The following is a 14,421-nucleotide window of genomic DNA, read 5'->3' as shown; positions in this document are numbered from 1 at the left end:
AACATTAGATTAAGTCTAAATAAAAATAAATATAAAGAGGTAAATCTATATTTTCAAGACGAAGCTAGATTTGGAATGATGAATCATTTAGGAAAATATTTAACAGCTAGTGGAGTCAAACCAATAGTTACTTATCAGCATATTTTCAAAACAACTTATCTATATGGAAGTTATTCCCCAATCAATGGAGATTGTTTTGTATGGGAAATTAATGGTGTTGATACTAAAATATTCGAAGCCTATCTTAAAGAATTCTCTTTATATAAGCCTAAGGAATATAAAATTGTGGTGATCGATAACGCAGGTTTTCATTCAACAAAGAATATCGAAATACCTGAAAATATTCATTTATTAAGAATCCCCCCTTATAATCCAGAGTTAAATCCTTGTGAACAAGTTTGGCAATACATTAAAAATAGATTTAAAAATCAACGCTTTGAAAAAATGGAAAACCTTAAAGAATGGCTACATAAAACCGTCACGAAAATGGATAGTGAAACGATTAAATCTATAACTGGAAATCATCATTTTCTAAATGCATTTAATGCGGCATTTATTAACTAAATTGGTATTAATCCTAAATTCAATGTTTAAAATGAGCTTGAAAACAAGCAAATAGGCATAAAATTATCCCAATTCATTTCGCACTTTTTATTAAATATATTCAATAACCCTTTTGGTATAAAAGAAACACTCTAATCTGTAGTATATTTTGAACAATTTGGATCAAATTATATGATATAATTTAGTACTTTTAAATTCTCTATAATTTCAATTTATGAAGTATTTTAAACTGACACTCTCTTTTATATTAGCTATAAGTGTATTTTTTGCACTCAACACCAAATTCGGATCTATTCCTCCAATCGGTAAATTTTTAAACCCATACACTGGAGTTTGGCAAAATGAAACCGATGAATCTATTACAGGCGAGATTTCAATTTCTGGATTAAAGGATAAAGTTACCGTTCATTATGATTCAGAGTTAATTCCGCATGTTTTTGCTCAAAATGATCTTGATTTATACAGGGCACAAGGTTACATTACCGCGAAACACAGACTTTGGCAAATGGAGTTTCAAACTTTTGCCGCAGCAGGTCGCTTATCTGAAATTCTAGGAGAAACTGCGCTAAATTATGACAGACAAGAACGAAGACGAGGTATGGATTATGGAGCCGAGCAGACCGTAATTAAAATGTCTAAAGACAAAGAGAATCTGGCTTTAGTTAACGCCTATGCTGATGGAGTTAATAGTTATATCAATCAACTAGTTGCTAAAAATTATCCTGTAGAATATAAATTACTCGATTATAAACCCGAAGCTTGGTCGCCTAAAAAGACAGCGTTATTATTAATGTACATGACCAAAATGTTAGCAGGTGGTGACGAAGATATAGAAAACACAAATGCGCTGCGTTTATTTGGTAAAGAGCGTTTTGATTTGTTATACCCAGATTTCTTTGACATTACGGATCCTATAATCCCAAAAGAAACCGACTGGAGCTATATTGATGTGCCTCAAACTCCGACACCAGAAAATACCATTATTTTAGACTCTATTGCTGAAACAATTGATAAACCAGACCCAAATTACGGTAGTAATAATTGGGCTATTTCTGGTTCTAAATCAGCCACCGGAAATGCGATCTTGGCTAACGATCCTCATTTGGGTCTTAACTTACCATCGATATGGTTTGTAATGCAGTTAAGCACCCCAGATCATAATGCATTTGGAGCGACACTTCCTGGAGCATTAGCAGTTATTTCAGGTTTTAATAAAAATATCGCCTGGGGAGAAACCAATGCCACAAGAGATGTTATTGATTGGTATAAAATCGAATTTAATGAAGACAGAACAAAATATAAAGTAGATAAACAGTGGAAAGACATTTCTGTTAGAGTTGAGGAGATTAAAATAAAAGGAATGCCAAGTTATAAGGATTCTGTTTTATATACGCATCATGGACCTGTGGTTTATGATAAAAATTTTAAATCTGATCAAGCATTAGCTGGTTATGCAATGCAATGGACAGGGCATATTCCTAGTAATGGTCAAAGGCTATTTACAGAATTAAATAAAGCAAAAAACTATGATCAATACGTTGCCGCATTAAAATATTGGGTTGCACCAGCACAAAATATTGTTTTTGCCTCAACTAAAGGTGATATTGCTTTGTGGATACAAGGCCTATTTCCTAATAAATGGGAAGGACAAGGTAAATTTGTAATGGACGGTAGTAAGTCGGAAAACGATTGGCAAAGTTTTATTCCGCAGCAATTTAATGCACATACCAAAAACCCAGAACGTGGTTTTGTAAGTTCTGCTAATCAACATCCTGTCGATGAAGCCTATCCTTATTTTGTTTTTAATGATGGATATGAAACCTATCGCAATCGTGTTATTAACGATTTCTTTAGCTCTAAAGAAAAATTTAGTGTTCAAGATTTTAAAGATTTACAGAATAACAATTACAACCTTAAAGCAGCAGAATTAATGCCCTACATGCTAGAAACTATGGATATTTCTAACCAAACGGCAGCAGAAAAAGAGATCTACAAAATCGCCAAAAAATGGCAATACAATAATGATATGGAGGAAGTTGGACCTAGTATATGGGAAGCTTGGTGGAATGTACTTTATGATATGGTTTGGGATGAATTTGATGTAAAAGCTACGGCTTTAAATACTCCATTTACCTACCAAACTATTTATTTATTAAAAAACAAAGGAGACGATTCTTTTATGGATATTTTAAAAACAAAAGAAAAAGAAACCGCTAAAGATTTATTTAAGTTAAGCTTTAGTAAAGCTGTTGAAAAACTAAATAATTGGAAAACTAAAAATGGTGATTTTAAATGGGTACACTATAAAGGCACGTATGCTGGACATTTATTACAAGCATTACCCGCATTTTCTAGGTTTGATATTCCGATTGGAGGAGGTAAAAATATCGTGAATGCCACGTCAGAAAATTGGGGCCCTTCCTGGAGAATGATTGTAGAAATGACCTCTCCACCAACGGCTTTAGGTATTTATCCTGGAGGACAATCTGGAAATCCTGGCAGTAAATACTATGATAACTTTATAGACGATTGGGCTGCTGGAAAATATCACCATCTTAACTTTTTACAATCCAACGAAGCAACAGAAGCTATCATTGGTACACAAATCTTAACACCTAGCAATTGATGAAAACAACTACAACCAATTTTATAATCACGCTTGTTTTAGCGATTATTCTATCATTATTTCTTCCGTGGTGGTCTGTTATGATTGCGGCTTTAGCAACCGCTCTATTTATTCCGATTAAAAGGTCTGCTGTATTCTTTGTCCCTTTTTTAGCTATCCTTTTATTTTGGACAATGTATAGTTTTATACTGAGTAGCAGCAATGATTATACACTTGCCAAACGGATTGCAATTTTATTACCTTTAGGAGGAAATCCATTTGTATTAATGTTAGTAACAGGAATTGTTGGTGCCTTTGCTGCTGGTGTTACTGCTATTTTTGGGAAGCAGTTACGTTTAGTATTTAAAAAATGATAAATAATTAAAAAAGACGAAACTATTACAGTGTCTAAAATCTAAAAATAAATTTAGAGGAGTTATATAACAAAGGGCTCCTCTTTTTTTGATTTTATTCATATCATACTCATAAAAAGACGAAATTTACAAATTGGGATAAATAGCGCTTTAACAAAACCTTATTGAATGCTTTTAAACTAAAGCTTCTCGAAATTTAGTCCTAAAAGAAAAGTGTTTTATCTGTGTTTTTTAGAGTCAAAAATGATTTAAATATCGTAGAAGTCTTACAATTTATTTCAACCTAAACTCCATCAAAACAGGCAAATGATCTGAAGCTTGACCGAATTCAGTTAACACTTTTCCTGAAATATATTCAATAGAATTTTTGGTATAAAAGATATAATCAATTCTTTCATAAGGCTCCTTTGAATTAAAGGTATTTTCAAGATACAGAAGATCAAAAGCAGCGTTACCAATTGTATTCATTGCAAATACTTTTTGAACAATAGCGGTTTCATCGGTTGCACTTGAGTTAAAATCACCCAATAAAATAGTAGGATATGTATCCTTATAGGTATCGAATATTTTTAAAACTTCTTCAAATTGTTTTTCTCTAGTACCTTTATCGAATGCTTCTAAATGTGTGTTTATCAATATAACTTCTTTGCCATTTAAAACAACTTTGACCACTTGTGCTAAACGTTCTAAGTAAAAAACATCTCTATAATAAGGTTCATCAGCAACTCTTGATAACACAATTCTTTGCTGCTCCTTTAAAAGATATTTACTGATAATTGACTGCCCAGAAACTACTTTCCCAAAATTCATAGCTATTGGCCAATAAGGAAAAGGCAAATAACGCTCATCCCAATTTATAATTTGTGCTCTGTAACCATAGCCTAATTTTGCAATTTCTTCCTGCTGATTTATATGATAACTTCTAGAAGCATTGTAGTCTATTTCTTGAAAAGCAATAATATCTGGATTTACCTTTTTTGTTTCTGATAAAACTTTAGCCATATTATCATCAAACAATTCTTTTGGCTTTGCTATCGGAAGATTATTAGTCATTCCGCTTAAATAACCAATATTATACGTTAAGATGCTAAAAACGGAATCATTAACAGGAACTTCTATACTATCATCTTCTATTATTTTAGCATATTCAATTTCATCCAAAGTTGCTGAAGAAGCCCAAAAAAAGAAAATTACAAAGGCTATTATCAGAAACAATAACAAGCGATAAAAGAATTTTAAGAAAGGTTTCATACGTTTTCTGTTGGGTTTTCAATTGGATTTTCGCCAGTAAAATCTGCAACAATCTTAGCTACGGTGGCATCAATTGTTTCCTGATCTGTATTATACCTTAAACTTAGTGATTTTTTCTCAGGAAATTGCTCAATTGTAACAGTAGTTGATGGGAATGCAAATTCTACTCCTAATTCTTTCGCTAATTTAATAATTGCCATGTGCAATCTGTGTTTAGAAGATTGCTCAACTCCCCAAACCAAACTTTTAAAATAAACATTTACCATAATTAACAAAGCGGAATCACCAAAACCAGTAAACTCTACATTGTATGAATCAGACCTCGTTTCTGGATGTGCAATAATAATTTCTCTAATTCCTTTTACAAATGCTTCAATTAAAATTGGAGGTGTATCATAACGGACTCCTAAATTGGTATTATAGCGTCTAAACAAGCGCAAACCCTTGTTATTAATAACAATTTCTGACAATTTACTATTTGGTACTTGGTAAATAGAGGTATCCGCAGCGCGCACTATTGTAGATCTAAATCCAACTTGCTCAACAGTACCAGAGATTTCTCCTGCTTCGATCCAATCATCAATATGAAAAGGTTTATCAAGAAAAATCATGATGGTACCAATTAAGTTTTTTACCGTGTCTTGAGACGCTAAAGCAAAGGCCAAACCACCAATTGTTGCTCCTGCAACCAAGGTTGTTGTATCTACACCAAACAATCTCAGTACTTTAAACAACCCAAAAACGAGTACCAATCCTTTTAAAAAATTGTTTAAAATGGGCACTAATTGATCGTCTAATCTACTATCTGTTCTTTGTGTAAATTCTTCATAAATACGCATTACCACTTTCACCAATTTTAATAGTACATAAATCCAAAAAACAGTTTCAGCAATATTTAAACCTAAGAAAACCCACGTATTTACTTCTAAAGAAAACTGTAATGACGGAAAAATTTTATCAATAAAAGCTAGCGAAATCAATAGACTAATTGGGTGTGCCAATTTTTTAAGGACTTTATCTAATTCTAGATTTGATGTTCTATGTGTAATCTGATGTTGAATTTTTCGCAATATAAAAAAGGCTATTTTTTTTGTCAGAATAAAAATAACAACCACCAAAACTAATAACAATACGATTCCTAGAAGTTGCCAAAGTTCCATTCCCAGAAATTTTTTATGACCAGAGGCAGGTATTAAATTTTGTAACTTGTCCACGTACCAAGGAAAAACCTCTTTATAAATTTGATCTATACTCGCAACAGTTTCTGAGGAATAATACCATTTATTATCAATTTTTTCTACATAAATTTTAGGCATTCTTTGCGGAAACAATATATATTTATGAAAGGTAGTATAGCCTATTGAATCTTTATAATTAGGGTTACTTGGTATCTTATTAAAGTCTATAGATAAGCCTTTACCATCTAATACTTTTTTAATTTTTAAAACTTTTTCTATTGCTTTACTTTCTGATAATCCTAAAATTGTTGCTGCTGCTTTTTTAGGTTGATAAGAATCATTTTGTAAAAAATAAAAATGTGTGTAAATAGTTGCGTGCGGATTGCTTAAATCTACTTCTATTGTTTCTTGTGCATTAGCGTAGCATGTTATAAAGAGAAATAACCAAGTGAATCTTTTCATTTTCATATATTATTAAAAATTTGATACAAATTTAAACCTTTTCACTTTTGAAAGGTCTAAGATCAAACAATTAAAAAAACAAATTATTTAATATGAAAAAATTAATAACAATTTTAGTTTTAGTATTCGCTTTTACTTTAACTACGGAGGCTCAAAAAAAAGGAAAGAAAAATCAAGTTGATAAAATGCTGTTAAAAATGACAACAAATTTGAGTTTAACAATTGCCCAACAAAATGACATTAAACCGTTATTAGAAGTACAAATTGCCGAGAGAAAAATGATGGCTGACAAAAGAAAAGAGCAAGAAAATTCTGGAGAAAAACCATCGAAAGAAGCTAGCAAAAAAATGAAAGAAGATAGAAAGGAAAAAGAAAGTGATATGGACGCTAAAATGGCAAGTATCTTGGATGCTTCGCAATTAGAAAAATACAATTTGCAAAAAGAAGAGATGAAGAATAAAAAAGGAATGAATTCTAAAAAGAAGAAAGACAATCAATAAAAAATAATTTTGGTTGATTAATATCTCTAAAACTCGGGTTCTTAATTGAATTCGAGTTTTTTTATTGCTTCCTTTTTAAAGTTAAAAAACTGTTAATCACAATACTAAATTAAACCTTTTCACTTTTGAAATGTCAAAGAAGTATACATAAAAAATAATTAAATATTTATACCATGAAAAAATTAGCAAGCATTTTAATTTTAGTATTCGCTTTTACAGTAACAGTTCAAGCACAAAAAAAAGGAAAGCAAAATGAAAGAGGTCCAAAATTAACAGTGGAACAAAATACCAGTTTAGCGGTTAAAAAAATGACTTTAGGTTTGGATTTATCTGAAAAGCAACAAAGTCAAATTAAACCTTTAATTAATTCGCAAGCTGCGGCAAGAAAAGTAGCTATGGAAAGTAGAAAGGAAAATAGAGCTACAAATAAAAAACCTTCTGCAGATGAAATTTATGCAATGAGAAGTGCGCAATTAGACAATCAAATTGCTTTTAAAAACAAATTGAGAAACATCTTAAATAAAGAACAATTCGAGAAGTTTGAGCAAATGAAAAACAATAGAAAAGAAAAAGGAAGAAAATGATAATGAGAAAAAGAAAACTAAAGAAGGCGAAAAAGAAAGACGATAAAAATGATATTTAGTAATTAGTTTGGTTGATTAGTTTTAAATAAAACCCGATTTCTTAATTGAAATCGGGTTTTTGATGTTTGCTAAATTTTGCGTTAGCGATTGAACGGTTTGTTTGAGCTCTTTTTGTTTTTTTAAAAAAAGCGAGTAGTGAAAGCGCGACCTCGTGTAACGCCCAAACCTCGATACAATTAAAAAAAATACAATCAATCGAAATTATTTACTCTTTAAACCAACTAGAGTATTTTACGTAATTATTGGCAATTCTATCAATTTCTCCAGAGATTAATTCTTCTGAAATATCTTTCACTTTTTTAGCCGGCACGCCTGCATAAATACTACCACTTTCTACTCTTGTATTTTTAGTTACAACAGCGCCTGCAGCAATAATTGAGTTAGATTCTATAACACAATCATCCATAATAATAGCTCCCATACCAATTAAAACATTGTCGTGAATTGTGCAACCATGTACAATTGCGTTATGACCAATAGAAACATTATTACCAATGTTTGTAGGCGATTTTAGATAGGTTGCGTGGATAACTGCGCCATCTTGAATGTTTACTTTATTGCCTATTTTGATATAATGAACGTCTCCTCTAAGAACGGCATTAAACCAAATACTGCATTCTTTGCCTAGAGAAACTTCACCAACAATTGTGGCGTTTTCTGCAACATAACAATCTTCTGGTATTTGTGGATGTTTTCCGTTTACGGGTTTAATAATTGGCATATTTTATTTTTTTATTTATAATAATAATAATTAAACTTTTAATAAAAATAATTGCTGTCTATTAAAAGACATAAGACTGCTTCGCTTTTCGCCGTCTTATGCTGGCTTTATAATTGGCGTATCAACTAAAGGTGTCGACGGGTTTTAAGTACGCCAAACTATTTATTGACAAGTGCGCTAAAGTCTTTTCTGAAACAAATTTACCAGTAAACATTAAAACGGCATTGTCTGTCTGTACTATTTTTTGCAGAATGCTTTTAAATTTTCAATTGCACTCGTTCTATCTTTATCCAATTTATTTCCAATGGTAGTATTTCCACAATTATGCCATAAATACGCCGTATTTATTAACCCTTCTGTTAAAACTCTTGAAGGTCCATTTGGTCTTGCACCATGAGCAGTCAATTCTTCAAGAATATTAGGATGATTAGGCGTTCCTTTAAAAACCAAGTGTTCTAATAAATGTACCATTCCTTTTTCACCATAACCTTCATATCGAGAACCAACTCTGTAGATAACATTTACAGTACTTGTTTGAGCCGATTTGTCTTGAAATAGGAATACTTTTAATCCGTTGTCTAACCTAGACTAATCAATCCCTTTGACAGAATCCATTTTCGTTCGGGCATTTAATATAAACGCAACCAAAGAAAACGCAATTGTAAAAAGACAACAAATACGTTGTAAATTTAATTTTTTCATCATATTAATTTTTTAGTTATATGATAAAAATATTTATTTATTTGGATACATGTCCATAAAAAAATGATCACTTGAGATGTTAAAGTCCAAAATAGTTATTAACGCAATTTTTAAAGAATTAAAAACGCTTTTAATAATTGATCACTAATTTTTGATCAATGGACAAATCGTTACCTATTAAACCATTTAATTCTTTCAAAACACTTACTGTTATTTTAAATTTTCTAGAAATTGAGTATAAAGTATCGCCTTTTTGTACGGTATAATAATTTACTTCTTCATGGTTATTTTCTTCGCCTTCTTCATTGGTACTTTTATAAGTAAAACCATCTTTTTTTACCCGATCAAATTCATGCAATTGATAATCATCTATGATCGAAATCAATTTTGCAGGGTACTGTGGATCAGTTGCATAACCTGCTTTTCTTAAACCGTGTGCCCAATTTTTATAATCTGTAACTCCGTAAGAAAATAAAAAACGGTAACGACTTCTGTGAACTAAAAAAAGTGAATGATCTTTAAAAGAGGAAGATACGTATTTGTATTTTCTAAAACATTCTCCTTTTTCATCATCATCATGAAATACTTTTTTTCCTTCCCACCCAGTATGACATTTTATTCCGAAATGATTATTAGATTTAGAAGCAAGCTCACTTCGTCCTGAACCTGATTCAAGCACGCCTTGAGCTAAAGTTATACTTGCTGGTATGCTATGTAAATGCATCTCTCTAACAGCAATTGCCGCATATTTTTTAATATACTCTAATGAAAATTCATTTAATCTTTTTGAGCCTTCTTCTAACCTTTCTATGTGTGCATTCTGATTTACATCTGGTAAATTCTCAATTTTTGCTCCTTTCTGTTTATGAACTACTTTAACCTTACCTTTAACTGTCTTCCTGCTAGATCCACAATTAGACAGCATCAATAGCAACAAGCAACCAAGTAAAATTTTTAGCTTCATTATAATTGTATAATTTCTTTATTCTTTTCCTTTAATTTCTGATTCACGCCTTCAATCCCTTGAATTCCACCAGTATGAATCGCTAATATTTTACTGTTTTCTTCAAAAGAATCATTTTTGACTAAATCTAAAATACCGAATAACATTTTTCCTGTATAAACAGGATCTAATAAAATATCGGTTTCTTTTTTAAAACTATTGATAAAAGCTATCAACTCTTCATTATTTTTGGCATAACCACCAAAATCATAGTTTTTTAGTAAACGCCACTTATTCTTTTTAATTGTATATTTTTTTATTTCTTCGGATAAAAAATTTCCTTTTAAAGCAGGAAAACCAACAATCTTTTGATGTTTTTTTGATGCATTTATCAATCCAGAAATAGTACCTCCTGTGCCAACTGAGCAACAAATAAAATCAAATTTTTTATCCTCATTTGTTAAAATTTCTTGGCAACCTTGTACCCCAAAAATATTAGTTCCTCCCTCCGGAATTAAATAAAAATCGCCCCATTTATTTTTCATTTTTTCAATAAAACCAAACGAAGCTTTTTGTCTGTATACTTCTCTAGAAACAAAATGGAATTTCATTCCGCTTTCATGTGCCTTTCTCAGCGTAGCATTTTCTTCTAATGTTTTCGTAAGATTTAATCCTAATTCTTCTCCTCTAATAATTGCAAAAGTTTTAAAACCAGCTATTTCACCTGCAACTGCAGTTGCCACAATATGATTAGAAAAAGCGCCACCAAAAGTAAGTAGCGATTTCTTTTTAAGCTTTTTAGCTTCTTCTAGGTTATATTTTAATTTTCTAAATTTATTACCCGAAATATAAGGATGAATTAAATCTTCTCTTTTTATAAAGAGTTCTACTTTCTTTTCTTCCAAAATTGGAAGAAAAACTTGTTGATTTTGTGTTTCTATTTGAGAATCGAAGTTCATTATGTATCATTCCTGCAAAAACAGGAAACAGGGTTTTTCTTATTAAAAACGAAATAACTATAAAATTAAAAAACAGATTCTTTACAGGTACTTAAAAGCAATGCATTTTACTGCAATTAAATTTCTGCCTAATCAGAAATAGAAGAATCTAAGAAAATACAGCTACTTCTGCTTCCACTTTTTCCCATTCTTCCATCAAGCTATCTATTTTTGCTTTTTTAGCTTTATATTTTTCAAAGAAGTTAGGCCTAGAAGAAACTTCGTCATAGTTTTTAGCCAATTCTAAATCGATTTTCACAATTTCTGACTCGAAATCAGCTATTTCTGATTCTATTTTAGAAAGTCTGTTATTTAGTTTTTTCAACTCTTTCTCTTCTTCTTTTGAAAGCTGATCTGCTTCAACTTTAGCGCTTGATTTTTCTACTTTTACAACTGTTCTTTTTTCAGCTTCACGTAGATTTTCAATTTTATGCTGATCTAAGAAATAATCGATATCACCTAAATATTCTTTTATAATTTTATCTTTAAAACCATAAACAGTCGAAGTTAATCCTTGTAAAAAATCTCTATCGTGAGAAACTAAGATTAATGTTCCGCTAAATTGCTTTAAAGCTTCTTTTAGTACGTTTTTAGAGGCAATATCTAAGTGATTTGTTGGCTCATCCATTATCAAAACGTTAAATGGCTGCAACAATAATTTACACAAAGCAAGTCTATTTCTTTCTCCTCCAGAAAGTACTTTTGCTTTTTTATCTACAGTATCTCCACCAAATAAAAAGGATCCAAGCATATCTCTAACACGCATTCTGTTTCCATCAGTTGCGGCGTCTTCCATAATTTCTAAAACGGTTTTTTCTGGTGGTAATTCTTCTGATTGATTTTGTGCAAAATAACCAAGTTCCACATTATGCCCAAGTTTTAAATGGCCTTTAAACGGAATTTCACCAACCATCATTTTAGCCAAAGTAGATTTTCCTTGACCATTTTGACCAACAAAAGCAATCTTACTATTTCTCTCTATTAGTAAATCTACGTTTTCTAAAACATGTTTATCACCATAACTTTTAGATAGATTTTCTGCTTCAACAATAATTCTTCCCGGTTCTTTAGAAATTGCAAAACGAATATTCATTGCTTGATTGTCATCTTGATCCACTTCAATCAACTCAACTTTATCAAGTTGTTTCATTAAAGATTGTGCCATCGATGCTTTACTCGCTTTTGCCTTAAATTTATTAATTAAAAACTGTTTTTGCTTAATTTCTTTCTCTTGATTTTTCTGAGCTTGTAACTGTTTTTCTTTAATCTCTCCTCTTAATAATAGGAATTGAGAATATGGTTTTTTATAATCGTAAATCTGACCTAAAGAAATTTCAATAGTTCTGTTCGTTACATTATCTAAAAACATCTTATCGTGAGAAACCAATACAATTGCTCCTGAATAAGATCTTAAGAAATTCTCTAACCAGATAATAGACTCAATATCCAAGTGATTTGTAGGCTCATCTAATAATAGAATATCATTATTTTGCAATAATAATTTTGCCAACTCGATACGCATTCTCCATCCACCAGAAAAAGTATCTGTCAATTTATCAAAATCGTCTCTTTGAAAACCTAAACCTTGTAAAATTTTCTCGGTGTCTCCTTGATAATTATAACCTCCAAGCAATTCATAACGTTCTGTGTTATCCGTTAAATCATGAATTAATTGACTATAACCGTCACTTTCGTAATCGGTTCTTGTAATTAATTGCTCATTTATTTCATCGAGTAAAACCTCAATTTCTTTAATCTCTACAAAAGCTTGGTAAGCCTCTTCTAAAATAGTTCTTCCTTCAACAAAATCTATATCTTGTCTTAAAAAACCAATTTTAACGTCTTTATCAAAAGCCATTGTTCCGCTACTTTCTATATCTTTAGAAAGCACTTTTAGAAGCGTAGATTTCCCTGCACCGTTTTTACCTATTAAGCCTATTCTATCACCTTTATTTAGTTTAAAAGTGATTCCTGAAAATAATTCAGTTCCCATAAAAGAAACTGTTAAATTGTGTACGTTTAACATTAAATGCTATAAATGTTACTAAGTTAGATTGATAAAAATTTATCTTTGCAAAAGTATAAATTTTTAATTTTATGATGTTTAAAAAAGGAACAAAATTATACAGCATTTCTAAAGGTAAATGCCCAAAATGCCAAGAAGGCGATTTTTTTAAGTATGGGTTTACTTTTAATCCTTTAAAAGTTAGCAAAATTCATGATCATTGCCCTAATTGTAATCTAAAATACATGCTAGAACCTTCGTTTTTTTATGGAGCTATGTATGTAAACTACGGAATTACGGTTGGAATCTCTATTGTTGTTTTTTTAATAACCACACTCGCTTTTCAACTAAATTTATTACAATCATTTTTTAGCGTTTTTGTAGCATTAGTTGTTTTAGCGCCAATAAATTTGCGTTTATCTAGAATTATTTGGATAAACATGTTTGTCTCTTTTGAGGAATTTAATTAGAAAAATGTAGGGCATTTCAATCTTCTTCCTCTATATTTTCCTTTATTTCCAAATCCATTTTCTGAAAACTCATGTGTAATTGACAATTCATATACTCCTCCTGTTTGCCCAATTTTACTTGTATTAACACCATATGAATAATTGAATTTCCAACCTTCCCATTTGAATCCTATAAACGGATTTACAGATGTTACCAAAGAATCATTATACTCATTTTTAACTGGATTTGTAGCTATAGATACTCCAATAGAAAATTCATTAAAAACATACTGGGATCCAAAATCAAATCTAACATATTTATCTTGCTTCATGAAATTCGAAAAAAGATAGATGCTGTTTTGATTACCTACAGAAAAATAAGATAACGGGATCTCTATTAAACCATGTACAGATAAAAAAATTCCTAATGAGGTTTCCCCATTATGTGTCATTGAAATATTCGGTTTATTTAAATGTCTCAAAGTAAGCCCTATCCATGAATGCTCATTATTAAGCAGCAGTGATGTAGATAAATCAACAAATAAATTCTGCTGGTTTAATAATATAGGATCCATACTTGAGGTATTTATAATTCCATTAGGAATATTAATTTGATCCTCTAAAAGCAAATTTTGAAAACCATAATCCTTTGACCCTATTCCGACTGAAACACTCGGTCTAAAATACCATGCATTACTTATTTGAAAAGCAAGTGCATAATTTAAATTAAGTTGTGTAAAAGTATATCTTGATTTTGTTTCTTTATGATTCAAAATACTTATTCCTATACCACTATTAAACTCATCAAACCACGTGTCAACAAAAGCAAATTGAGTGGTGATACCAAAATCTATCCCTGGCCACTGTGTTCTATGAATCATTCCTGCTTTTGTGCCTTCTATCGCTCCAGTAAACCCTGTGTTTAGTGTTTCAGGAATTGCAAATGCTTGCGTAAATATAGGATCTTGGGCATATGTGGATTTCGTAAATACTAAAAATATAAAAATAATAACTTGTCGCATTTC

Annotated in this window: 13 protein-coding genes and 1 pseudogene; 6 read left to right on the top strand and 8 right to left on the bottom strand. The window is 30.8% G+C overall.

The window, feature by feature from the left end; all coding sequences use genetic code 11:
• The first annotated feature begins 3 nt into the window (after positions 1-3).
• From BST83_RS00370 to BST83_RS00360, 3 genes are all read left to right on the top strand, one after another.
• A complete protein-coding gene (locus tag BST83_RS00370; RefSeq protein ID WP_104808084.1) occupies positions 4-564 on the top strand; it encodes an IS630 family transposase in 561 nt (186 codons plus the stop codon).
• A 214-nt stretch (positions 565-778) separates the two neighbouring features.
• On the top strand, positions 779-3,190 hold the full coding sequence (locus BST83_RS00365) for a penicillin acylase family protein (protein WP_104808083.1): 2,412 nt from the start codon (positions 779-781) through the stop codon (positions 3,188-3,190).
• A complete protein-coding gene (locus tag BST83_RS00360) occupies positions 3,190-3,543 on the top strand; it encodes a hypothetical protein (RefSeq protein ID WP_104808082.1) in 354 nt (117 codons plus the stop codon). Before BST83_RS00365 ends, BST83_RS00360 begins: the two co-directional genes overlap by 1 nt.
• Before the next feature lie 273 nt (positions 3,544-3,816).
• On the opposite strand, the gene BST83_RS00355 is transcribed toward BST83_RS00360, so the two are convergent.
• Both BST83_RS00355 and BST83_RS00350 read right to left on the bottom strand, forming a co-directional pair.
• A complete protein-coding gene (locus tag BST83_RS00355; protein ID WP_104808081.1) occupies positions 3,817-4,794 on the bottom strand; it encodes an endonuclease/exonuclease/phosphatase family protein in 978 nt (325 codons plus the stop codon).
• Positions 4,791-6,434, bottom strand: coding sequence for a mechanosensitive ion channel family protein (locus BST83_RS00350; RefSeq protein WP_205853525.1), 1,644 nt, complete (start codon positions 6,432-6,434; stop codon positions 4,791-4,793). Before BST83_RS00350 ends, BST83_RS00355 begins: the two co-directional genes overlap by 4 nt.
• Positions 6,435-6,526: 92 nt before the next feature.
• On the opposite strand from BST83_RS00350, the gene BST83_RS19500 reads away from it, so the two are divergent.
• Both BST83_RS19500 and BST83_RS00345 read left to right on the top strand, forming a co-directional pair.
• Positions 6,527-6,934 carry a hypothetical protein gene (locus tag BST83_RS19500; protein WP_146092074.1) on the top strand — a complete coding sequence of 136 codons (408 nt, stop codon included), beginning with the start codon at positions 6,527-6,529 and terminating at the stop codon, positions 6,932-6,934.
• A gap of 173 nt (positions 6,935-7,107) precedes the next feature.
• Complete coding sequence (locus tag BST83_RS00345; protein WP_104808079.1) at positions 7,108-7,518, top strand: DUF4890 domain-containing protein; 411 nt, start codon at positions 7,108-7,110, stop codon at positions 7,516-7,518.
• Positions 7,519-7,783: 265 nt separating this feature from the next.
• Here BST83_RS00345 and BST83_RS00340 read toward each other — a convergent pair whose 3' ends face one another.
• The 5 genes and pseudogenes from BST83_RS00340 to BST83_RS00320 form a co-directional block, all read right to left on the bottom strand.
• Positions 7,784-8,299, bottom strand: coding sequence for a gamma carbonic anhydrase family protein (locus BST83_RS00340; protein WP_104808078.1), 516 nt, complete (start codon positions 8,297-8,299; stop codon positions 7,784-7,786).
• A 237-nt stretch (positions 8,300-8,536) separates the two neighbouring features.
• Positions 8,537-8,851, bottom strand: a pseudogene (locus tag BST83_RS20070) (insulinase family protein); the annotation flags it as partial.
• Positions 8,852-9,131: 280 nt separating this feature from the next.
• Positions 9,132-9,965, bottom strand: a complete 834-nt coding sequence (locus tag BST83_RS00330) for a glucosaminidase domain-containing protein (protein WP_104808077.1) — start codon at positions 9,963-9,965, stop codon at positions 9,132-9,134.
• Positions 9,965-10,903 carry a 1-aminocyclopropane-1-carboxylate deaminase/D-cysteine desulfhydrase gene (locus BST83_RS00325; protein ID WP_104808076.1) on the bottom strand — a complete coding sequence of 313 codons (939 nt, stop codon included), beginning with the start codon at positions 10,901-10,903 and terminating at the stop codon, positions 9,965-9,967. Before BST83_RS00325 ends, BST83_RS00330 begins: the two co-directional genes overlap by 1 nt.
• A 148-nt stretch (positions 10,904-11,051) precedes the next feature.
• Positions 11,052-12,968 (bottom strand): ABC-F family ATP-binding cassette domain-containing protein, encoded by a 1,917-nt coding sequence (locus tag BST83_RS00320; RefSeq protein WP_104808075.1) that lies wholly within the window; start codon positions 12,966-12,968, stop codon positions 11,052-11,054.
• Between the two features lie 71 nt (positions 12,969-13,039).
• On the opposite strand from BST83_RS00320, the gene BST83_RS00315 reads away from it, so the two are divergent.
• Positions 13,040-13,417, top strand: coding sequence for a DUF983 domain-containing protein (locus BST83_RS00315; protein ID WP_240614576.1), 378 nt, complete (start codon positions 13,040-13,042; stop codon positions 13,415-13,417).
• Here BST83_RS00315 and BST83_RS00310 read toward each other — a convergent pair.
• A complete protein-coding gene (locus BST83_RS00310) occupies positions 13,414-14,418 on the bottom strand; it encodes a PorP/SprF family type IX secretion system membrane protein (protein WP_104808074.1) in 1,005 nt (334 codons plus the stop codon). The genes BST83_RS00315 and BST83_RS00310 overlap by 4 nt on opposite strands.
• Positions 14,419-14,421: the final 3 nt, after the last annotated feature.

Source organism: Polaribacter filamentus (genome assembly GCF_002943715.1).
Classification (GTDB): domain Bacteria; phylum Bacteroidota; class Bacteroidia; order Flavobacteriales; family Flavobacteriaceae; genus Polaribacter; species Polaribacter filamentus.
This window is presented reverse-complemented; position numbering and strand designations above follow the sequence as displayed.

What these genes read in the sequence shown, in the direction of transcription:
- BST83_RS00365 (WP_104808083.1), top strand. Translation starts at nt 779, where the DNA reads ATGAAGTATTTTAAACTGACACTCTCTTTTATATTAGCTATAAGTGTA.
- BST83_RS00360 (WP_104808082.1), top strand. Translation starts at nt 3,190, where the DNA reads ATGAAAACAACTACAACCAATTTTATAATCACGCTTGTTTTAGCGATT.
- BST83_RS00355 (WP_104808081.1), bottom strand. Translation starts at nt 4,794, where the DNA reads ATGAAACCTTTCTTAAAATTCTTTTATCGCTTGTTATTGTTTCTGATA.
- BST83_RS00350 (WP_205853525.1), bottom strand. Translation starts at nt 6,434, where the DNA reads ATGAAAAGATTCACTTGGTTATTTCTCTTTATAACATGCTACGCTAAT.
- BST83_RS19500 (WP_146092074.1), top strand. Translation starts at nt 6,527, where the DNA reads ATGAAAAAATTAATAACAATTTTAGTTTTAGTATTCGCTTTTACTTTA.
- BST83_RS00345 (WP_104808079.1), top strand. Translation starts at nt 7,108, where the DNA reads ATGAAAAAATTAGCAAGCATTTTAATTTTAGTATTCGCTTTTACAGTA.
- BST83_RS00340 (WP_104808078.1), bottom strand. Translation starts at nt 8,299, where the DNA reads ATGCCAATTATTAAACCCGTAAACGGAAAACATCCACAAATACCAGAA.
- BST83_RS00330 (WP_104808077.1), bottom strand. Translation starts at nt 9,965, where the DNA reads ATGAAGCTAAAAATTTTACTTGGTTGCTTGTTGCTATTGATGCTGTCT.
- BST83_RS00325 (WP_104808076.1), bottom strand. Translation starts at nt 10,903, where the DNA reads ATGAACTTCGATTCTCAAATAGAAACACAAAATCAACAAGTTTTTCTT.
- BST83_RS00320 (WP_104808075.1), bottom strand. Translation starts at nt 12,968, where the DNA reads ATGTTAAACGTACACAATTTAACAGTTTCTTTTATGGGAACTGAATTA.
- BST83_RS00315 (WP_240614576.1), top strand. Translation starts at nt 13,040, where the DNA reads ATGATGTTTAAAAAAGGAACAAAATTATACAGCATTTCTAAAGGTAAA.
- BST83_RS00310 (WP_104808074.1), bottom strand. Translation starts at nt 14,418, where the DNA reads ATGCGACAAGTTATTATTTTTATATTTTTAGTATTTACGAAATCCACA.